The 21,446-nt window shown below is 44.4% G+C and carries 14 protein-coding genes; 8 read left to right on the top strand and 6 right to left on the bottom strand.

What is annotated here, in order from left to right:
• Nucleotides 1–9: 9 nt before the first annotated feature.
• Together ECHVI_RS22090 and ECHVI_RS22085 are read right to left on the bottom strand one after the other, a co-directional pair.
• The gene (locus ECHVI_RS22090) at nt 10–1,095 is read right to left on the bottom strand and encodes a phytase (RefSeq protein WP_015268231.1); all 1,086 of its coding nucleotides are present in this window, start codon (nt 1,093–1,095) and stop codon (nt 10–12) included.
• A gap of 192 nt (nt 1,096–1,287) precedes the next feature.
• Nucleotides 1,288–2,931 carry a tetratricopeptide repeat protein gene (locus ECHVI_RS22085; RefSeq protein ID WP_015268230.1) on the bottom strand — a complete coding sequence of 548 codons (1,644 nt, stop codon included), beginning with the start codon at nt 2,929–2,931 and terminating at the stop codon, nt 1,288–1,290.
• A gap of 508 nt (nt 2,932–3,439) precedes the next feature.
• Between ECHVI_RS22085 and ECHVI_RS22080 the strand changes: the two genes are divergently transcribed.
• The 5 genes from ECHVI_RS22080 (at nt 3,440) to ECHVI_RS22055 (ending at nt 11,579) form a co-directional block, all read left to right on the top strand.
• A complete protein-coding gene (locus tag ECHVI_RS22080; protein WP_015268229.1) occupies nt 3,440–4,015 on the top strand; it encodes an RNA polymerase sigma-70 factor in 576 nt (191 codons plus the stop codon).
• 675 nt (nt 4,016–4,690) lie between these two features.
• Nucleotides 4,691–5,626 carry a FecR family protein gene (locus ECHVI_RS23170; RefSeq protein ID WP_015268227.1) on the top strand — a complete coding sequence of 312 codons (936 nt, stop codon included), beginning with the start codon at nt 4,691–4,693 and terminating at the stop codon, nt 5,624–5,626.
• Between the two features lie 23 nt (nt 5,627–5,649).
• Nucleotides 5,650–9,132 carry a SusC/RagA family TonB-linked outer membrane protein gene (locus tag ECHVI_RS22065; RefSeq protein WP_015268226.1) on the top strand — a complete coding sequence of 1,161 codons (3,483 nt, stop codon included), beginning with the start codon at nt 5,650–5,652 and terminating at the stop codon, nt 9,130–9,132.
• A gap of 20 nt (nt 9,133–9,152) precedes the next feature.
• Nucleotides 9,153–10,580, top strand: coding sequence for a SusD/RagB family nutrient-binding outer membrane lipoprotein (locus ECHVI_RS22060; protein WP_015268225.1), 1,428 nt, complete (start codon nt 9,153–9,155; stop codon nt 10,578–10,580).
• 123 nt (nt 10,581–10,703) lie between these two features.
• Nucleotides 10,704–11,579: an endonuclease/exonuclease/phosphatase family protein gene (locus ECHVI_RS22055; RefSeq protein WP_015268224.1), complete on the top strand. Its 876-nt coding sequence runs from the start codon at nt 10,704–10,706 to the stop codon at nt 11,577–11,579.
• A gap of 141 nt (nt 11,580–11,720) precedes the next feature.
• Here the strand turns inward: ECHVI_RS22055 and ECHVI_RS22050 are convergent, their stop codons facing one another.
• The 4 genes from ECHVI_RS22050 to ECHVI_RS22040 form a co-directional block, all read right to left on the bottom strand.
• Nucleotides 11,721–12,614: a glycoside hydrolase family 16 protein gene (locus tag ECHVI_RS22050; protein WP_015268223.1), complete on the bottom strand. Its 894-nt coding sequence runs from the start codon at nt 12,612–12,614 to the stop codon at nt 11,721–11,723.
• A gap of 668 nt (nt 12,615–13,282) precedes the next feature.
• Nucleotides 13,283–13,453, bottom strand: coding sequence for a type II toxin-antitoxin system RelE/ParE family toxin (locus ECHVI_RS23510; protein WP_015268222.1), 171 nt, complete (start codon nt 13,451–13,453; stop codon nt 13,283–13,285).
• Nucleotides 13,453–13,827: a ribbon-helix-helix domain-containing protein gene (locus ECHVI_RS24205; protein WP_015268221.1), complete on the bottom strand. Its 375-nt coding sequence runs from the start codon at nt 13,825–13,827 to the stop codon at nt 13,453–13,455. The genes ECHVI_RS23510 and ECHVI_RS24205 overlap by 1 nt, the downstream gene beginning before the upstream one ends.
• 292 nt (nt 13,828–14,119) lie before the next feature.
• The gene (locus ECHVI_RS22040) at nt 14,120–14,995 is read right to left on the bottom strand and encodes an AraC family transcriptional regulator (protein ID WP_015268220.1); all 876 of its coding nucleotides are present in this window, start codon (nt 14,993–14,995) and stop codon (nt 14,120–14,122) included.
• A gap of 226 nt (nt 14,996–15,221) precedes the next feature.
• Here ECHVI_RS22040 and ECHVI_RS22035 point away from each other — a divergent pair, with 226 nt between their 5' ends.
• The 3 genes from ECHVI_RS22035 to ECHVI_RS22025 are packed head-to-tail and all read left to right on the top strand — an operon-like array spanning nt 15,222 to nt 21,444.
• Nucleotides 15,222–16,826 carry an L-fucose isomerase gene (locus ECHVI_RS22035; RefSeq protein ID WP_015268219.1) on the top strand — a complete coding sequence of 535 codons (1,605 nt, stop codon included), beginning with the start codon at nt 15,222–15,224 and terminating at the stop codon, nt 16,824–16,826.
• Between the two features lie 27 nt (nt 16,827–16,853).
• A complete protein-coding gene (locus ECHVI_RS22030) occupies nt 16,854–19,958 on the top strand; it encodes a SusC/RagA family TonB-linked outer membrane protein (protein ID WP_015268218.1) in 3,105 nt (1,034 codons plus the stop codon).
• Between the two features lie 13 nt (nt 19,959–19,971).
• Nucleotides 19,972–21,444: a RagB/SusD family nutrient uptake outer membrane protein gene (locus ECHVI_RS22025; protein WP_015268217.1), complete on the top strand. Its 1,473-nt coding sequence runs from the start codon at nt 19,972–19,974 to the stop codon at nt 21,442–21,444.
• The last annotated feature ends 2 nt before the right edge of the window (nt 21,445–21,446 follow it).

Below are 21,446 nucleotides of genomic sequence, written 5' to 3'. Positions count from 1 at the left end.
TTTAAAAGATTATTTTTTCAGTTTGAGGGTGTCACCGGCCATGTCTTCCCATGTGTAGATCTGGAAGGTTTTGTCGTCGGACATGGCCACAAAGATCCCATGCGGAAAATCTGCCCCCAATGCGGTGCTGAGGCTTTCTGATCCGTCACTGGAAACGGTGCTGGTCTTTATTTTGGTGATCAGCTGGTGGTCATGGGGATTGTCGGCTGCACCTTCCCTAGGAAATACATGGAATTGATTGGCCTCTTGGTCGGACACCAGGATATAGCCGGTTTTGTCGTCCAACTTATAGATGCTGATGCCTTCGTGGTCTTTGGTAAATCCTTCAGTGGCAAATAGGGCCAGTTGTTCATTGCCCATTTCCGGATCAGCGTAGTATTTGCGGACGCCCACCCCTTCATCGGAATAGTAGATGTATCCCAGTTCGTTGTCCACGGCAATGGCTTCGATTTCCTTTTGCCCGCTGAACTGGCCAAACTTGCGGACCAGCTCAAGGCTGATTTGGCCTCCATCGGTCTTGATTTCATATTGCCACAAGTAGGTGCCGTCCTGAGGCCCGTTCTTCCTGCCGGCAATGACATATTGTTTGTCGTTTTTCGGACTGTGGTACACGGCCACGCCCATAAGGTCCCGATATTCGTTACCGGTTTCACCTTGGTAGATTTCAATTCCCCCAGGGGCAATTTCCTGCATGATAGGTAGCGCATAAAACCGCAGCTTTGACGTGAGGCGCTCACCGGTAACGGCAAAATCTACCAGGCTGTCACCCAGGGACAATCCATAACTGATGTCCACATTATTTGGTCGTTGGATATTGCGCACCGTCAGGGAATCGATGGCTTTGCCTTTTAGGTCAAAAACATACAGGGCTCCATCGGCATCTTTGTCCGTTCCGACGATCAGGCTCTTGGCCGCATCGGAAGGGTTTACCCAAATGGCCGGATCGTCCGTGTCGTGGATGACCTGGTCTGTTACATAAAGCGGTTTGACGACACGTTGGCCTGTCTGAGTTTCTTTCTGCTGGCTTGGTCCACTGCAAGATCCCGCGAGGATACCCAGTGAACATAGCCCGTAAACGAGTCTGTTTTTTGTCATAGGTTTTGTTTGATTTTGATGTTGCAATGTTAGCCCTGAAGGAGCCTCGTGGCCAGGATCCACTGTAATCATTTAGGCAACAATCGGGAAAATGACCGTTAACAAAATCTAAACAGAAATCTAAAAATGTTATGTAAGTAACTGTTTTTCATCAAGTTGAGCATTGTTAAAATGGGGTTAATAAATTATGAACTATATACAAAGGATAAATTGCTGTAAACTTTCTCCTTTTTCGAGCTGGAGTTTTTTACGGAGCCGGTAGCGGGCAATCCTGAGGCTGTCCAGTGAAATGCCGAGGGTGGAGGCAATTTCCTTTGAGCTCAGGTTTAGGCGCATGAGGCTGGCCAGTTTCATTTCTGCCGGGGTCAATCCTGCGGTTTGGCGCTGGAGGTTTTTGAAGAAATCCTGGTGGACTTTTTCAAAGTTGTTTTTGAAGTCATCCCAGTCGGTATCGTGCGAGAAATTAAAATCGATTTCCTTGATCAGGTTCCTGATTTTTTTCTTTTGGTCTTTGGGGTTTTCTTCCAGGATATGTTTAAGCTTCACTTGAATGCCTTCGAGCATTTGGTTTTTGTCGATCAGGTGGAGGGTTTGGGCCGTCAGGGATTTTGAATGGGCCCGGTCCTCGGTTTTGATTTTGAGTTCCAGCAATTGTCGGTTTTCCTTTTCCGTGGCAATTAGCCGCTCCTTGACCTGCAGGATTTCCTGCTGCTGTTGCAGCAATTCCTTATTGCTCCTGATTTTCAGCTTTTGCCTGTTGAAAATCACCCAGCCCAGCACACACAGGAGGAGGACCAGAAATACCAAGAGCCATTTTACGAGGGTGTCGAATTCCCGCATTTGTTCCAATTGGCTGATTTGTTGGTTTTTGGTATAGAGTTGGTTTTGGGCTTCTTGAATGGCGATTTGTCTGGCCGACTCTTCGGAATAGACCACTTCGCTCAGCTGGCGGCTTTGTTCCAGGTACCTGTAGGCATTGCTGTAATCGCCCATTCCGGCATAAGCTTTTGAGATGTCCACGATGGCACTGTTCTGGGCATCCAGAAAGCCCAGACGGGCGCTCATTTCGGCGGCCTTTTTGGAGTAGTCCAGGCCTTTTTCCGGCTCGCGGGTTTTGCGGAATACATCACCCAGGTTGTTCAGGGTGCCCACCAGCCGGAGACTGTCACCCACCTCGGAATTCAGCAGGTAGGCCTTTTGGAAATTGACATAAGCAGAATCAAACTGCTCCAGGTCTTCGTGGATGCTTCCGATATTTTCGCGGACAAAGGCCAAGTGCCCCTTGAGCCCCAAGTCCTCAAAAAGTCCCAAGGCCTCACGCTGGTAAGCCAGGGCTTTCGGATAGTTTCGCATTTTTTCGTACATGCTTCCAATAAAGCCTTTGGTCTCCGCTTCACCTTCACCATGGTCGATGCCCTTGAAGAGCTCCAAGGCCTTTTCATGGCGGGAAAGGGCATCTTCAGGAGTTTTGATTTTATAATACACTTCTCCAAGGGCATTGTTCACCTGTGCCAGGTAGTAGGGCCGACGGAGGTGTTCGAAGAGGTGTTCGGCTTCATAGAAAGCCTCTGCGGCAGGCTGGTATAGTCCAAACTGGAAAAGGATCTTTCCCCGGACCAATTGCGATTTGCCCGTGATACTGTCCAGCTCCTGTGGCAAGCTTTGTTCATAGACTTCCGTGGCGGTCAGAAAGGCCAGTTCGGGATTGCGCTTGGCAAGTTCTTGGGCAGCAGCCAGCTTTTGGTCAAGTTGCCTCGGAATTTGGGCGAGGGTTTTCGGGACAAAAGTGACAGCAAGAAAAAAGATGGAAATAACGATTCTCAGCAGTGATATCATAACCAGCAAATATCATCCTTCAGCATAAAAGAATGATTAAGGGCAGGTTTTGGTTTTGTTAAGGTTACGACTAGGGAAGGGGTTAACAAACAACGAGATTGGTAGGCTGTTAATGCTATGGTAGCAATTTCGTGCCCAAAATATTGTGGCAGTTCATTCAATGATGATGCCTGGTGAGCAGTAAAGTACTAGGTGCGAGTTAAAAGTTTCAGCATAAAGTATTTGGTATCTACATCCCACTTGACTTCCCTTTCGCGACGTTAGAGGAAGATATGTACACTAGTCCCATTGGATCTCCCCTTTACAATTACAATGAAGAATTAGAACAGGAGAGCATAGCGGTTTGAGCTTTTGAATGAACAGCCCCATTATCTTAAAATAATTGATGAAGAAAAAACGCTAATTAGGGCTCAAGGATTAAAATTAACGCAATATTAACCTGTAGTTTTGATAGATTGCTAATTTGATGGGTAGTTTTACCAGTGCTATGGACTTAATGACCTGATTTATGTCAATTGATGCTGCTGATGTACTGGCCAAACTGCGGCATGGGGATAGTGAAGCTTTCAATGCGGTGTATGCGCTCTATTGGAAAAAACTCTATTTTCATGCCTACAAAAGGGTGGGGACGGCTGAATTGGCAGAGGACATGGTGCAGGATGTGTTTTTTCAATTTTGGCTGAAAAGGGCAAGCCTAGTGATCACTAAGTCCATTGAATCCTATCTGATGGGGATGCTCAAAAACAAGATTCTCATGCACTTCAGGGAGAAATACGCTGCCAGCGAAAAATATGATGAGCTTGTTCGTCATTTGAGCGTTCATGACAGCGACACCGAACGTCGAATAGATTACGGTGATTTGCTTTCCCATGTCGATGAACTGATCGAACGCCTGCCTGAGCAGTCCAAACATGTGTTCCGGTTGAGTCGCAAGGAATTTTTGAGCAATATGGAAATTGCCGACAGGCTGCAGATTTCTGTCAAGACCGTTGAATACCACATCCACTATTCCCTGACCTATTTGCGGGATCATTGTCCGGACTATGTATTGACCATGGTCTTTTCGTCTTTTTTATTCGCTTGAGCAGATAAGAGAATGTGGGATCAAGCGGAAAAGTTGGGGGAATGCCTTGGCCGGATGGGTGTAATGATGAATGGTGAGCCATTGGCGTTTCTACTCCTAAATCCCCTTAAAGGGGACTTTTTAGTTGCCTCATCATCGGATAAGAGCAGATGCCTTCGGGACTTCCTTGTCCTTTTTTCTTGATAAAAAAGAACGAAAAAATCAAGACATGGCAAAGCTTCCGCCCGCTAGCCAGCCGCCGTCCCGCTGCTATGTCGACCTTCCCACATTTATCGATTTCAGTTTTTTATACGCTGCCTTGAGGGATTTCGGCGTGAAGAAACCAACCGAGCGGACTGAAAAAAAGTGCAGGCATGCCTGCCTAAAGGCGGTAGGTAGTTCTGACGTGATGGTGCTTAAAAAGCTAATCACTGCCCAAACGGAGGAGTTTGCCTGCGCGCGTGGGTAAATATGCCCACCAGCACTATTTCTCACCAATTTCTCCAATCTTTCGGCTTGGTCGGAAATTCCTCCCCCAGAAATATTGTTTGTCCCAGAATGTGTTACGTTTGATTTTTTTCGTGCTTCTTTTTAAGAAAATGTTAATAGTGATTCCTAATAGTTAATAGATCGATAATTTTTCTCACCTAGGGTTGAGTCCTTTTTCCGCAACTTTATGATTGACCGAGCACGATTATGGAAATAAGACGATTACAATATCTATTGGGCAAAATCCATGAATTGGATCAAGCGGAAAAAGAAGAGTTGGACAATTGGTACCGATCTTTTGACAAAAAGCCCGATGATGATCATTTACGGGAAATAACGGAGAATCCATACTCTACTAGAGATAGCATCTACAGAAAGTGGCAAGGAAATATCAAGTCAAGCATCAAGACCAGAAGATTGTGGCGCTATGGTGTGGCTGCTTCCTTGGCATGTATTCTAGCCATTGGAGCCTTTCTCCTGTTGGACCAAAAAAATACTGTAAACCATGAACATGAGCTGTCGGCGGGGATTGGTGAGCATAAGTATTTGGAGTTGGAAGATGGCACCGAGGTATGGCTGAATGCCATGAGTACCTTGACGTATCCTATGGATTTCTCGAAAAGTGAACGTGTGGTGAAGTTGACTGGAGAGGCCTATTTCAAGGTGAAGCGAGATTCGGCCCGGCCTTTTAAGGTGGTCACGGGAGCTATGACTACACGGGTGCTGGGAACGGAATTTAATGTCAGTGCCTATGATGACGAAGCCCATAAGTCCGTAGCCCTGGTGAAGGGGGCCGTAAAGCTGTCGTCTGGAGGAAGTGAATCCATTTTGGTTCCTGGTCAGAAGGCCATTTTGGAAATAGGAGCGGCGGACTTTGAGGTGTTGGCATTTGATAAGATTGTTGAAAGAGGTTGGTTAAGCGGACGGCTTGTTTTCGATGGTACTCCATTAGGTGAGATTGCCAACACGTTGCGACGATCATTCGGCGTAGAAATACAGTTTGCAGACCAAGCTTTTTCGGCGTATGAATTTACAGGAAAGTTTAAGGATGAAGAGTTATCGATCATTTTGACTGCTATAGCCAGGGCCCATGAACTGAAATTTCGGACTGTAGCAGAACAAAGGATTGAGTTTTATAAATGATGTACTAAATCAAAACGGTTACAATGAAAGAAAAATACCAGTTGCACATCTTTGGGAGTGGGCCTAAGCTGCTAAGGATATGGTTTGTCAGTGTCGTGCTATGTGCCATCATCTATCCAGTCTGGGCGAAGTCTACCGGCTCTGGAAAGTCGCTGAAGAACGTATCTATCATGCTTCAAGAGCAAAACTATAGCTTGGAAGGCTTTTTTAGAACCATTGAAGAGAAGACAGAATTTAAATTTGCCTATGCCAATGAACACTTGGATTTGAACGACACCTTTTCGCTTCGGCCGGGCAGACATGACCTGAAATCACTTCTTGAGCATCTCTCCTACAGCAAGCACCTGCGATTTGAGCGCATTGACAAAAATATTGTGGTCAGAAAGCAACGGAAAGATACGTTTGTCCAAGGAGGGACTGCACAAGTGGTCAAGAAAGTCAGTGGGTCGGTTTTGGATGAGAAAGGGGAGCCCTTACCAGGGGCAACCATATTGGCCAAGGGATCCAGCACAGGTACCGTCACAGATATGGATGGTAAGTTCTCACTGGAAGTCCCCGATGATATCCAATCCATTTTGGTTTCCTTTATCGGCTACGAGACCAAGGAGGTAAGCATTGACGGGACGGCAGTGTTGGATATTCGGTTGATCCCGTCGGAAAGTTCCCTGAACGAGGTTATCGTCACGGCCTTGGGTATCCGAAGGAATGAAAACGAAGTAGGTTATGCCGAGCAAACGGTGGATTCGGAACTTCTGTCCACTGCTATGGCGCCCAATTGGTCCAATGGACTGCAAGGAAAAATAGCGGGATTGAACATTATCTCGGGTGGTACGGGGCCGATAAATTCACAAAGTATTCAGCTAAGGGGAGCCACTTCCCTGGCACCTGGTGGAAACAATGCACTGATCGTGGTAGATGGTGTTCCCATGAACCAGCACGCCACGGCTTTCGGAGACGGTGTGGATGCGGGTTATGGTACGGAGGCGCCCGTGGACTATGGCAACGCAATCTCTGAGCTCAACCAGGATGATATCGAGAGTGTGACGGTGTTGAAAGGTCCAGCCGCCGCAGCGCTTTATGGTTCAAGGGCCGGCAATGGAGCCTTGATCATTACGACTAAGTCTGGAAGGAAAGGTCAAAGATTGGGGGTTTCTGTAAGTTCTACGGCGATTTTCGATGTGCCTACCAACTGGCCAAATTATCAGTATCAATATGGGGCTGGCAATTATGCGGTGAGAAATGACGAAGGGGAGCAATTTTACTCCTATGGAAATTCTGAAGATGGCATTTCTACCAATGTGCCACAAGCTTGGGGAGCAAAATTCGACGGGCAGTATTTCTATCAATATGATCCAGCCACCCAAGCTCAAGGTAGTGAACGCACCCTTTGGAGGCCGTATGAAAACAACATGAAGGATTTCTATAATACCGGTACCACCTTCATTAATTCGGTGGCCTTGGAAGGCGGTGACGATAAGGGAGCTATGAGATTGAACCTAACCCATGCCGACAATAAATACTTGGTCCCCAATACCGGTTATGATAAAAACAGTATTTCCTTGAATGCCAACTACCAAGTTTCCGAAAGGATCAAAGTTTCCACAGTACTGAATTATAACCAGCGGACATCGGACAACCTCCCGGGCTTCGGACTGAGCAATGGCTCGCTGGGATACTTCATGATGTTCTTGATGCCCAATGTGGACATCGATTGGTACCGGCCTATCTGGCAAAATGGACAAGAAAACTTGCAACAGCTCAATCCATTTTCTCAATGGTCCAGCAACCCCTATTTTTTGTCTTATGTGGACTTGAACAAATTGAAGAGCAACCAGATCGTAGGAAATGTCAGTGCGGATATCAAGTTGACGGATCACTTGAGTGTGATGGGAAGGCTTTCGTTGAATTCCCTTTCGCAATTGAGGGAGAGTGAAAGAGGGTACTCCAGTAAAAAGCACCCTAGGGGCTACTACGGAAGGCAGGACATTTCCAACCAGGAAATTAACGCGGATTTCTTGCTTACCTATAAGAATACTATTTCGGAAATAATCGATTATGAAGTGAGGGCAGGTGGCAATAGGATGTCGATGGTCAATAGAAACGTAATGTCTTCTGTGGATGCCTTGATCAGCCCCGGAGTATATAATCTGTCCAACGGCGTGAACCTTCCTTTGGTAGAGACAAGAGATGCCCTAAAGGACATCAATAGCCTTTATGGAATGGCTACATTTTCTTGGAAAGATAATATCATCGTGGATGTAACCGGACGAAATGATTGGTCCAGTACTCTTCCTGAGGAAAACAACTCCTATTTCTATCCATCGATCAGTTCGAGTTTTTTGGTCTCCAATATGTTCCAGCTTCCTGAGAAGATCAGCTTTCTCAAATATCGTGTTTCCTATGCCCAGGTAGGTTCTGATGCTAACCCATATCAGACTTCAAAATATTATGCTCAGAGTAGCTTCCCCAGTTCTGCCATTGTACCGGGAGCATTGTTCAATACCCATCTTAAGCCCGAGATCACTTCAGGGTTTGAGACTGGATTTCTCTTTAAGATGTTTGAAAATAGGCTGGGGGTTGATTTTACCTATTATGCCTCCACTACCAAAAACCAAATTCTTACCCTTCCATCGGATATTGCGGCAGGATATAGCAGTCGTGTGATCAATGCAGGTGAAGTAAGAAATCGCGGGGTAGAACTGATCCTGACGGCGACACCCATATTCAATAAGGACTTTAAATGGGACATTACCGGTAATTGGTCCATGAACAGAAACGAGATCCTTACCTTGACGGATAATTTGGAGCGTCAGACTCTTGCCCGGGTTTGGCAGGGATACATGATTGCCACGGTAGGCGGCACCACTTCCGATATCTACGGCACCAAATTCGTTAGAGATCCTGCGGGAAACATCGTCTATAGCAATGGTGTACCTACGCGCACCAGTACGCAAGAGTATATTGGCAACGCTGCCCCTGATTGGAAATATGGCTTGACCAATACGTTTGTCTATAAGAATTTCCGTGCCAGCTTAACAGTGGATGGACAAATGGGAGGGTTGATCTATTCGGGAACTTATAATCGCGCCTCTTGGGCGGGTACCACTACCAATACCATCCCTGGTAGGGAAGAAGGCTTTATCGTCGGTGATGGGGTGGTCCAAAATGAAGACGGCAGCTATTCCTCCAATACGGTTGAGGCTGATCCCCAAGCCTATTATGTTCAGAGGCACCAGACCACTGAGCCAGGCGTTTTCGATGCGACATTCCTAAAAATCAGGGAGCTTACCTTTAATTATAACTTTCCCAATAAATTGACTCAACCGCTGGGGATTTATAATCTGTCGCTGGGCGTCTATGGAAGAAATCTGGCGGTATTTGACAAGTTTCCCATGTGGGATCCTGAGGCAGGGACAATGAACAGCAACGGTTTCGTGCCAAGCATGGAAGTGACGCCGATGCCATTTTCGGCCTCATACGGCTGCAATGTCAAGCTTAAGTTTTAATCCTAAAGACCACTACAAAAATGAAAAAACTCAAATTGATATACGGAGCGATCCTGGCCGCACTTCTTGGGGCATGTACCTCGGGCTTCGAGCAGACCAATACCAATCCCAACCTGATCAGTGAGATCAGTCCCGGGGCGCTTCTAAACGAGATAATTTATAATCAGACTTCCAATAACCTTCGTAACCACTATTTTGTGAATTGTGAATTGATGCAGGTCCAATTGCCCTATCCCAAGTATTATGGAGGTGTGCAGCGCTATGAAATTCTGGAATCCACAGGCGCTTCCCAATGGAACAGTTCTTATAAATGGCTGAAAAATATTCGTGAAATGATCCTAGCCTCCGAGCAGGCCAATGCCAATAATTATAAGGCCATTGGCCTGACGCTCAAGGCTTGGATTTATTCCAATTTGACAGACAATTTTGGTAGTGTTCCTTTTTCTGAAGCATCCCAGTCAGAATCTGGGATATTGCAACCAAAATATGATAGTCAAGAAGCAATATATACGCAGATTTTGGCAGACTTGGAAGAGGCCAATCAGCTATACGACCATAACGTTACCATGGTCTATGGTACTGATATCTTGTTTGGAAATGATTCTCGTCTCTGGCAAAAGTTCACGAATTCGTTACGATTGAGGCTGTTGCTGAGGATATCGGGGGTTGATTCCAGTGTTTATCAAAGGATGGTAGATATTATCAATGATCCGGCAAATGCTCCGATCATGGAAAATCTCGAAGAGAGTGCCGTCCTTCAGATTACGGGAGTTACGCCCAACTTGTCCCCATGGTCCAGGGCCTTGGATTTTAGCAATCAGCATGCAGTAGGAAAGTTTTTTATAGATATTCTCAACGAATTAGAGGATCCAAGGAGGCCGGTGTACGTCACCCCAGCCAAGGATTTGGACAATAATCCCGTTGGTTATGAAGGAATTCCCAGCGGATATGATGAGCAAAGCTTCGATTATTCCCCTTCCTATATGAACAACGAACAGGTGGTCGCGCCGATGATAGCCCCGATCATGTCCTTTAGCGAAGTGGCCTTTATCAAGGCTGAACTGGCGCAAAAGGGATACCTTGCATCCAGTGCTGAGGAATTGTATCAGCAGGGCATTGATGCGGCCTTGGAGCTATGGACGGGGGAGACTGCTCCTGACGGGTACTTTGAGAAGCCGCTGGCCCAGTATGACGGAACTCTTGAACGGATCATTCTCCATAAATACCTAGGGCTTTATTTTACCGATTACCAGCAATGGTCTGAATACAGGAGAACTGGGTTTCCAAAGTTGCCCACGACGGAATCCATGCTCAATGAAGGTGTCCTGCCTAGTCGACTGATGTATCCATCAGACCAACAAACTTACAACCCGCAACATTATAAGGCGGCACTGGAAGTGATGGGAGGTGATGATATCAATTTCAAAGCTTGGTGGGACGTCGATTGAGCCTGAATTGGAACCATGGTCTTTACCATCTATCTAATGGGGGCTGCGAATTTGGCAGCTCCCTGTTTTAAATAATGGGTTGGGGAAATTAAGTACCCGTCGATCTTTAAAGAAACATAGAAAATGAAAGTATTTCCATTGATTATTGCCACGGTATTGTTGCCGTTATTATCATGTAGCGCGCAAGATACTGCTATGGACAGTCCCCGAGATACTGCCGAGACAAGTTTCCGGGCTGCCACTTACAATATTCGCTATAACCCCGCTGAGGACGTGGCTTCGGGCAACGGCTGGAAAGTGCGCCGGGAGCCATTGGCCCAATTGATCTCCAGGCACCAGTTTGATTTGGTAGCTACTCAAGAAGGGGATAGCGGACAGCTTTCCGACCTTTTGGGTTTATTGCCGGGGTTCGACTATGTTGGATTTCCTTACGGGGGAAACGATATGCATTTTTGCGCCACATTTTATAAAAAAGATCTGTTTTCTGTCCTTGATAAAGGGGTTTTTTGGTTCAGTGAAACACCCGATGTACCCAGTATTGGCTGGGATGCCACGGATAGAAGGATATGTACATGGACAAAATTCAGGGTGAATGGTACCGATAAAGAATTCTTTGTGTTCAACGTCCATTTTTATTGGCGTCTGGAGACTGCAAAGCGAGAGTCTGGCCCACTGTTGGCCAAAAAGATCAAGGAAATCACAAAAGGAGCCCCCTCCATTGCTTTGGGAGATTTCAATTCGACCGATAGAACCTCCCAGATCCAAGCTGTTGAAGAAGTCTTGTCGGATGCATTTGACATGACAAAAACTCCCCGTCAAGGCGTGGAGGGAACAAACCTCGGAGGAGGTGTCTTTGAGGGAAATGGTAAAAACAGGATTGACTATATATTCGTGTCCCCCCAATTTGGAGTGGAGGACTACAAGGTGATTTCCGACACGTATGGAGACGCTAAATATCCCTCTGACCACTTGCCCGTGACTTCGATGTTGTCGTTTTAGCCAATAAATAACGACCTTTTAAAGTGGTTTTTCCATTGTAGAAGAGTAATGTTATTGAAAAACAGATAGGGGCTGCTACTAAGATCATGCCCATTAAAAGTACAAGCGATGTATAAAAAGGCATTTTAATATAGGCTTTACCTACTGCGTATTGCCTTCAAGTGGTTCATAGAACATCCAGTCTACCTCCATTTGGAAAGGCTTCAGGGGTTTTTCAAGCGATAGCGGGTTGGTTTCCACCGCCCACTGGTCGGTGTGCCAAAAATTCATTCGGTAGTACGTTCGGTGTTGTGGAATGCCCAGGGGGGAGCCCCGGTAATCCCATAAGATGACCTTTTCACCCGTGTCGGGATGAAGGATCCACCATTGGATCCGATCTTTGTGCCAGTCGAAGCCATAAGTGTAAAATGAAGAAGAAGCATCAAAGTCCGGAATGGCCATGATGGTTTCGGGCTGGCTTTGTAGCCCGGTAAGGGCTTCACGGGGCCCTGAATGCCCCTTTCGGTAAGTTGTTTCATAGATGATTCCTTTGGCAAGGTTGATGGTCCTGCCGATCCGCTCCAACTTACCGGATTGTCCTCCGGTCCATGTACCTATATAGATGACGGTAGGGTTGGCGGGGAGCCATTCAAAGTCTATTTCACTCAGCCCGGCCAAACTGTCTTCATGGTAAGTGAAATATCCTACTACGGCGCCAATGTTCGGCTGGACATCCTTGACCTTGGGTACTTTTAACCGTGCTGAATAGGTGCCAAAATGGGTGTGGTCTTTTGAGATGATCTCAGGGCCATGCCCTGCACCGGCCACATCTTCCGGGTCTATTTTAAAGGACAGGATTTTAGTGCCCGGCTCGGAAGGGGAGTTTACACCCACCGCATATTTAAAACCGGCCTCGGTGCCGGTGGAGCCATACCTGAAGTGAACCAAATCAGGATCCTCAAAATGCTCGACAAAAGCAACGTGGTTTTGAGAGGATGGGGCAACTGCATCAAAGTGAATCAAAAATAGCAATGTCCAAAAAATATGCTGTGTCATGACCGTTAAAGGTTAAGTGTTTACTTGGAATTTTTATTATACTGGTTTTTAGTGCAATGAAGTTTGCCGATATGAATCCCTAAAGGTAAGAAGACAATGGATATAATAACGGATAAAGCAATGTTTCTGGGGAGATAACACGGATTTACAATGCCTCAGCATCCTATCTGTGTTTATCAGCGTTCATCCGTGGCCAAATAGCAACCAAAGGTAACAAAGAACATATTTAGCCATCGAAATAGGCTAGTCCCCATCTTTTCTGCTTGATCCATGATTAGTTGATTTGGATCGTACAAGTCGTCGCAGCTATTTGCTCATGTATAGTGGTTGGCTTGATCCGTAAAAAACATCGAACTGCACGGGTGAACGAATTCTTTAGGACTACCTATAAGATTAACAGTATGATAGCCTATTAAAAAAAAGGTCCAAAGTCGAAAAATTCAACTTTGGACCGAGTTGTTGACCCACTCGGTGATTAATTCGAACCAGTTTGTGGAGGACTTGGGGATTGTATTGCAAATTTGTGATCACTTTACTGGACTGTGAGAGGGAGTGAAAAGGGGAAAATCATGGGAATTTTTGTTTGCCAATGACCCTGATAATTTTGATTTCTTCTTCAACTTTGAAATATATGGTATGTGATATATGTACATAATACCTATAGTCATTTAAGATTTCAGCGCCATAGGAAACATTTCAGGATTTTTGGCAATCCTCTCAAAAGCCCTCTCTAAAGATTCATGGTATTTTTCGGCCTGAATAGGACCAAAAACTTCTTGCCCATAAAGATAAATTTGAATGAGGTCTTCTTCTGCCTGACGGGTAAGTATATAATACATTACCCTCTTTTTGCTCTTCTTTTGGCCTCTTCTAAAATTTCAGCCATAGATTTATTAGATAGCCCACTTTCCTCACCCTTTAAAAGTTCTTTTCTTAGCCATAATCGCTCTTCTTCCTGTTCTCTTTGTCTACGGATAGGATCATTGACCAACTCACTTTTACTGGAATATTCATTTCCTTCAATTTTTTGTTTCATCCAGCGATCGTTAGGTTCATTTACAGAGATAGTTTGCCTGGCCATTTTATATGTAGTTTTGGTGTAAATATACACCGTTAAGAACGTGTATACAATCCAAATAGTTTGTAATTTGGTTAGAATCTCAGCTAACAGTTCCCGTAGGAGAAAAATCATTGGCCAAATAAAAGATTTCATTAAAAAAGTTGAGCGTTTAAATTTTTTGGAAAAATTAAAAGAAAAAAATCGAGATAAGAAGAAAGAGGCATTAAAACAATATGGGTATACCTGTCATTTAAAGCAAACGGAATAACAGGTTGGTTTAAAACAACAAAAACCGCATTTTATGATGCGGTTTTTATTTGTGTTGATCACTCGGTGCTTTTTTCGAACCGAGCTGTCGACGATTTGGAGGTGCTTTTAAAAAAGTGTGATGGTTTTACTGGGGTATGAGATTGAAAAGAGGGTAATGTTATTAGCTACCACTCCCTTATTTGGTGGGTAAATAATTGTTACGATACTGATTTGGAGTAAGTTTTGTGACTTTTTTAAAATGCCGGTAGAAATTGGAAACATTATTGAAACCACATTCATAACAGATTATCTCTATCGGAAACCTATCATCAATAAGTAATTTACAAGCGTTGGAAATTCTTATTTCTATGAGGAAATCATAGAATGTTTTGTTGGTCATGGTTTTAAAATATCTACAAAAGGAAGTTTTGCTTAAATAAGCAATAGAGGCTATTTGATCTAGGGTGATTTCTTCTTTATAATGCGCCATTACATATGTATATATCTTTTCCAAGCGGGCCATTTCAGAAAGGTTCGATAAGTGGCTATAGGCATATCCTGGAGCAATGGTTTCATATTCATTTGTTTCACACAAGGTTTTTATAATTTGCAACAGATGGATCAGCCTGTCTAGGTTGTCCGCCCTAACGGCAAGTTGCATATACCTTTCCAATTTTCTTTTTGTTTCACCTTTTATGTTCAATCCATGTTTTGCTTTTTCATATAATTTAGGAATTGCATAAGTTTCTGGCAATTGAAAAAAATCCTTTCCAAAACAATTCGGCTGAAATTGAAGAATATAGGCTTCAATGTTTTTTCCGGAGCCTGAAACAAAGTAGTCTTCATGACATCTCCAAGTGTGTGGAAGGTTCTGACCAAGAAATATCATATCGCCACTGGAAAACGAACTAATGTTATCCCCTATATATTGAATGCCTTCGCCCTTAACAATATAGTGCAGCTCTAATTCGGGGTGATAATGCCAAAGTGTTCCGAAATTGGCTTTGATATCATGTCGAATACTAAAAGAACCAGAATTGGTTATTGGGACTTTGTGAAAATAAGGTTTCATTTTTGATTTTTATGAGTTTAGCGATTTGTTTTGAATTAGTGTTAATTTTTATTAGATATTGTTGTTTTAACAATAAAAAAGTTGCGCATAGTATTGTTTTTTGGTAAAAAGTTAGAATTATAGTTTATGCTAATATAGTATAATTTTTAGATAAGAATAACCAAAATGCGTCCCGTCCATTTGTTGACCTTTGTATAGAATATTTATCGAACTCAAAATAACATTCATGAAGTCAGCAAATAGAGTATATGTGGTGGCCAGTGGTGATCTAAGATTATCCGCTAACCAAGTAGGTTGGGCGTTCCAGGATAAAATGGAAGAACTGCTTTCAGGTGTATTGAAAGAACTGGGATGGGAAGTCGAAAGGGGCCACGCCTATAATCAAGAAAAGCAGCATGGATTTATTGATTCCCAGAGGATGGGTATAGAGGTTTTCAAGCCCTTGGACCCAACTACTCCCATCATCGTGGCAGAAAGTGTCTGGCAGTATACTCATCATGTCCTACCAGGTCTATATAGCCATAATGCACCGATTTTAGTGTTGGCGAACTGGGATGGGAAGTCCAGTGGACTGGTCGGAGCCCTTAATTTAAAAGGATCTTTGACAAAGGCCGGGATTGCACATAGTTGCCTGTGGAGCACGGATTTTACGGATTCATTTTTTATAGAAAAACTAAAGGAGTGGCTTGAAACAGGGAAGATTAGCCATGATTTAAGTCACGTTAAAGAGCTAGCTGAAGTCCAAATACCAACTGAACTAGCTGATAAAGGAAGATCCTTTGCCCATGATTTCAAGCAGGGGAAGGCTATCATGGGGGTCTTTGATGAAGGATGTATGGGAATGTACAATGCCATTATACCGGATACCTATTTACATCAACTGGGTGTTTTTAAGGAAAGATTAAGCCAATCGGCATTATATGCAGAGATGAGCAGGGTAGGTGATGATGACGCTTATAGGATATTGACATGGCTTGAAGATGAAGGGATGCATTTTGAATGGGGGAAAAACCCACAAACGGAACTGACCAGGGAACAGACCCTGGAGCAATGTAAAATGTATATTGCCGCGGTTAGAATAGCGGATGAATTTGGTTGTGATACAATAGGTATACAGTATCAGCAAGGTTTAAAGGATTTGGTTGCTGCAAGTGACTTGGCTGAAGGATTGCTCAATAATGTGGTCAGACCTCCGGTTTATGGCAAAAATGGTGAGGAACTTTATAAAGGGAAATCCATCCCTCATTTTAATGAAGTGGATGAATGCGCCGGACTAGATGGGTTGATCACTACGAGACTTTGGGAAATATTGGGCTTACCACCTGAGAATACCCTACATGATATAAGATGGGGAGAAGACGTTGAATTTGGAGGGAGAAGCGAATTTGTATGGGTATTTCTGATTTCAGGTGCAGTACCCCCTGCCCATTTCATCGATGGATTCAAGGGAGCTTCAAGCGAAAGGCAGCCTCCAATGTACTTTCAGAAGGGGGGGGGAAGTCTGAAAGGTATCAGCAAACCCGGATATATAGTTTGGAGCCGGATATACATGGAAGATGAGTCGCTTTTTTGTGATATTGGAATAGGGGAAGTAGTGGAATTACCTCTGGGCGAAACCCAACGAAGATGGCATAACACCACTCCCCAATGGCCCATAATGAATGTGGTATTACCTGGGGTTTCCAGAGATCAAATGATGGCAAAGCACCAGGCCAATCATATTCAAGTCGCCTATGGTGAATCTTATGAATCGACTGTTGAAGCCGCTTACCTTAAGGCATCAGCGCTGGATGCGCTTGGTATTAAGGTCCGCTTTTGCGGAGAAATATAAAAATAATTAACTAACCCATTAATAACCATGAAAAACAAAATTTACTTGATGCCAAGGAAATATCTCCTTGGCATAATGAGCATGCTATGCACTTTTGGGATACTGTTGGGCCAGCGTGCATATGGATTTCAAGATCGTACGGTTTCAGGAACGGTGATATCAGGTACCGATCAGCTCGGTCTGCCAGGGGTAAATGTACTACTGAAGGGAAGCCAGACAGGAACAATTACAGACATTGATGGGAATTATTCTCTCAGTGTTCCAGAGGGGGGCAACATAGTCCTGGTTTTTTCGATGATAGGTTTCGAAAAACAGGAAGCCACTGTGGGGAACAACAATCACATAAATATTACCTTATCCGAGGATATTTCTGCTTTGGACGAAGTTGTTGTGGTGGGCTATGGAACCGTTAAGAAAAGTGATCTTACTGGATCTGTAGCTGCATTGAAAAAAGAAGACTTCAATCCAGGTGTAATTACTTCTGCGGAACAGTTAATTGCCGGTAAAATGCCCGGTGTACAAGTTGTGCAAAACAGCGCAGAACCAGGTGGTGGTATTTCGGTAAATATCAGGGGGGTAGGATCGGTCAATTCAGGGAACAGTCCTCTTTATGTCATAGATGGGTTGCCTTTCAGCAATTCCTCTGCCGTAACCGGCGTAGGGGATAGATTCGGAGCACCGAGGACCCAACGATCTCCACTATCTTCCATTAATCCGGCAGATATTGAATCCATTGAAGTGCTTAAAGATGCAAGTGCAACAGCCATATATGGAGCCAGAGGAGCCAATGGCGTTATCCTTGTAACCACCAAAAATGGAAGAAAAGGTAAGATGTCCATAAATTATGATGCATATGCCGGAGTGCAAAACGTGGCCAATAAGATCGAATTGCTCTCTGGACGTGAGTATTACGAGGTGATAAATGCCATTATTGATGAAGGAGGGGGAAGTGAACAGGACCGCGTGGAGGATTTTAATGGTACAGGTACAGATTGGTTAGGAGAAGTTTACCAACCCAATGCGGGAATCCAGAGCCATAACCTATCAATGTCCGGAGGCAATGAATCAACCAACTATATGGTTTCCCTCAACTATTTTGACCAAAAAGGATTAATAATCAATTCGGGCTTCAAACGATATGGCATAAGGCTTAACTTGGACCACAAGGCCTCGGAAAGGTTTAAGATGGGGCTTAACATGAGTTCCAATTATTCCAGGGATGAATTTACTCCCGGAGGTTTTCAGCTCAATGAGCATGCCGGGGTCGTATTTGCAGCGATGCACATGGATCCTACCCTGCCCATAAGGAACGATAACGGGGATTATGTTATCTCCTCCCATATCAATATAGATAATCCTGTGGCATTGGCAAACGGTAAACGGGGAATAGGAAATACCTACAGGACATTTGGGACCATTTATGGTGAGTATAAAATTTTGCCCGGGCTAAGTGCCAAATTGAATATTGGCGGAGATGTTTCCAACCAGGTAAGGGAGTTTTATATCGACCGGTCCACGTTGGACGGTAATGCTGCGGGAGGAATAGCTTCCCAACTCCAAGGCACCTCCTCCAATTATTTGGTCGAAGGCCTGCTTAACTATACAAAGGATATCGGCCAGGATTCTTTTAGCGCCGTAGTTGGAGTGACAACCCAGAAATTTATCGTCTCACGTTTTTCTGCAGAAGGAAGGGGCTTTCCTTCGGATGCAACAGAAACCTACAACCTGGGGTTGGGTAACCCGTCATTGAACGTGGTTTCTAGCTCCAAGGTGGACAATACCTTATTGTCCTATTTGGCAAGGGCAAATTATTCCCTGAGGAATAAATACCTGTTGACTGCATCGATAAGAGCGGATGGTTCTTCCCGTTTTGGCCAAAACAACAAATTCGGTTATTTTCCAAGTTTTGCATTTGGATGGAAAGTTAACCAAGAGGAGTTTTTCAAACCGCTTGAACCGTTGTTCAGTACATTGAAGTTCAGGGCCAGTTGGGGTAGGACAGGTAACCAGGAAATTGGGAATTATAGGTCCATATCGACATTTGGCAATGGCCCGGTGGTGGTATATGACGATCAACAATATACCACGACCCAGCCGGCAAGAATTGCAAATCCAGATTTGAAATGGGAAACTACCGAGCAGGTCAATTTTGGCTTGGACTATGGTCTTTGGGATGATCGGCTGTATGGAAGTTTGGATTGGTATGTGAAAAACACATCTGATATGTTGCTTTCCCTTCCAATACCCAGGTCAAGTGGATTCACTTCCCAGCTGACCAATATAGGAGGGATCCAGAATTCAGGATGGGAGTTCGGCCTCACCTCAAGGAACATAACAAAGCAAAGGTTTTCCTGGGTGACCAATATAGCTTTGACCACCGTAAAAAACAAGGTGACGGATTTGGGTGGAATAAACAGGATCATTACCGGAAGCGCAGGGGCAACCAGTCAAATTGCGATCATTGAAGAAGGACTTCCATTGGAATCATTTTATGGATATGAAGTTCTTGGTATATGGCAGGAGGGGGATGATTATGGTGCCACTGAGGATCCTGTTCAGCCCGGAGATATCAAGTATAAAGATGTAAATGGCGATGGTGTGGTCAATGCCGACGACAGGGTCGTTCTTGGAAATTCATTTCCCGATTTAATCTGGTCCATAGGCAATACGTTTAAGCACAAAAGCTTAGAACTATATGTGTTTTTAGAAGGGGTCCAGGGGGCAAAAATGCTCAATAATGGCCTTATAGATACTTATTTCCCCGCTGGTGTCCGCAGAAACCGGTATGCAGAACCACTTTTGAACAGGTGGACCCCTGAAAATCCGACCAATGAGTTCCCGTCTTTTGTAAGGACCAGTGCCCAAGGGGAGAAACGGGTGAATTCCAAGACCGTGGAAGATGCATCATATTTGAGGTTAAGTACCGTTAGGTTAAGTTACAGCCTGCCCTTCAACGGTAAGACTTTTAGGTCCATGCAATTTTATATTACAGGCCAGAACCTTTTCACCATTACCGACTATTCAGGTATGGATCCTGCCATTAACCCCAATGGCTCAGCGAACTTTAGAATCGATTGGAATGCCTATCCTGTGGCAAGGACATTTACAGGGGGAATTAGTCTAACCTTTTAAGCCAAATAATATCATGAAATATAAAATTAATAATATAGCGATTGCATTGTTCACCGTTGTCCTTACCAGTTGTGAAGGCTATTTGACGGAAGAGCCCTATTCCCAACTGGCCCCAGAGAATTTTCTCAAGACCAGGGAGGGGATTGAATCTTTATTGGGGGCAACTTATGCCTCTGCCTCCAATATGGTGTCAAATAATTCCATTTACACCTTCGCCCAAGATGAATGGATTACCGATATTGCCTGTCAATCCGGAGATGGGGTACACGCCACGGCACTGCAATATATGAACTACACCTGGGATCCTACCGTTGATCTGCTGCAGGGACAAAATTGGGATTACCCTTACAGGGCTATCAGGAATGCCAATCAGGTATTGGAATCCCTGGAGAATTTGGAGGCCAGTGATGCTGATAAGTCCTTATATGAAGCTGAAGCAAGGTTTTTGAGGGCAACATGTTACCTTAAACTTTATTTTAAGTTTGGTCCCGTTCCATTGCGAACATCTACCGCCCAAGATCTCCAATTGCCAAGGGCAACCGAGGAAGAGATAACTTCTTTTATGGAAGCCGAGCTGTTGGCCACCATACCCAATTTGCCAGAACCAGGGGATGAAGCCGCATACGGAAGGGCCCATAAAGCTGCGGCCCAAGGCTGGTTGGTGATTTACTATCTAAATGCAAAAAAATGGCAACAGGCTGCTGATATGGCCGGAATGGTTATAGACCAGTGGAATTACAGCCTGTTTCCTGAATATGAAGATTTGTTCAAAGTAGAAAATGAGCAAAATGAAGAATTGATATGGGTAAGGCCTGCCAAGACAAGTGCGGATAGAAGAGCTTCCAACTCCTGGATGAATACGGCTTTTCCCGAGGGATTTGCCAAGGATCCGCGTACGGGATTGGAATTTTCGAATGCATGGAGAAATTGGCCCAATGAGTCCAGGATCCGGGATCAATTCTATTATTCATTTGAAAGTGATGATAAAAGGAAAGACCTGATTTTGACAGAATACATCAATAACGATGGGGAGTTGGTCAACTTATTGGATGATAACGACAATACCAGGTCCTTTAAATACTGGCCTGATCCGGAGGGTATCAATGCGTCCTTTGGTAATGATATACCTGAAATCAGGTACGCTGATATTTTATTAAGTAGGGCAGAAGCTTTGAATGAACTGAATGGGCCTTCCCAACAAGCCCTTGACCTGATTGACCAAGTACGGGAAAGGGCCGGTCTGGAGGGGTTGTCCTTAAGTCAGTTTACTTCGAAAGAAGCACTTCGGGACCATATTTTGAAAGAAAGGGGATGGGAGTTTTATTCTGAAGGTAAAAGAAGGTTGGATTTGATCCGTATGGGGAAATTGATCTCCAATGCCCAAGAAAGAGGGATTACCAATGCCCAGCCGCACCATGTGAGGTATCCCATTCCATTCGCCACTATGGATGCCAATCCTCTTCTTGAACAAAATGAAGGCTATTGATA

The sequence above is a fragment of the Echinicola vietnamensis DSM 17526 genome (genome assembly GCF_000325705.1).
GTDB lineage: Bacteria > Bacteroidota > Bacteroidia > Cytophagales > Cyclobacteriaceae > Echinicola > Echinicola vietnamensis.
Note: the sequence above shows the minus strand (reverse complement) of the source record. Positions and strands in the feature narration are given on the sequence as shown.

Coding starts and splice junctions, on each gene's coding strand:
- ECHVI_RS22055 (WP_015268224.1), top strand. CDS start 10,704: ATGAAAGTATTTCCATTGATTATTGCCACGGTATTGTTGCCGTTATTA.
- ECHVI_RS22025 (WP_015268217.1), top strand. CDS start 19,972: ATGAAATATAAAATTAATAATATAGCGATTGCATTGTTCACCGTTGTC.
- ECHVI_RS22090 (WP_015268231.1), bottom strand. CDS start 1,095: ATGACAAAAAACAGACTCGTTTACGGGCTATGTTCACTGGGTATCCTC.
- ECHVI_RS22035 (WP_015268219.1), top strand. CDS start 15,222: ATGAAGTCAGCAAATAGAGTATATGTGGTGGCCAGTGGTGATCTAAGA.
- ECHVI_RS22065 (WP_015268226.1), top strand. CDS start 5,650: ATGAAAGAAAAATACCAGTTGCACATCTTTGGGAGTGGGCCTAAGCTG.
- ECHVI_RS22060 (WP_015268225.1), top strand. CDS start 9,153: ATGAAAAAACTCAAATTGATATACGGAGCGATCCTGGCCGCACTTCTT.
- ECHVI_RS22080 (WP_015268229.1), top strand. CDS start 3,440: ATGTCAATTGATGCTGCTGATGTACTGGCCAAACTGCGGCATGGGGAT.
- ECHVI_RS23170 (WP_015268227.1), top strand. CDS start 4,691: ATGGAAATAAGACGATTACAATATCTATTGGGCAAAATCCATGAATTG.
- ECHVI_RS22050 (WP_015268223.1), bottom strand. CDS start 12,614: ATGACACAGCATATTTTTTGGACATTGCTATTTTTGATTCACTTTGAT.
- ECHVI_RS22030 (WP_015268218.1), top strand. CDS start 16,854: ATGAAAAACAAAATTTACTTGATGCCAAGGAAATATCTCCTTGGCATA.
- ECHVI_RS22085 (WP_015268230.1), bottom strand. CDS start 2,931: ATGATATCACTGCTGAGAATCGTTATTTCCATCTTTTTTCTTGCTGTC.
- ECHVI_RS22040 (WP_015268220.1), bottom strand. CDS start 14,995: ATGAAACCTTATTTTCACAAAGTCCCAATAACCAATTCTGGTTCTTTT.
- ECHVI_RS24205 (WP_015268221.1), bottom strand. CDS start 13,827: ATGAAATCTTTTATTTGGCCAATGATTTTTCTCCTACGGGAACTGTTA.
- ECHVI_RS23510 (WP_015268222.1), bottom strand. CDS start 13,453: ATGTATTATATACTTACCCGTCAGGCAGAAGAAGACCTCATTCAAATT.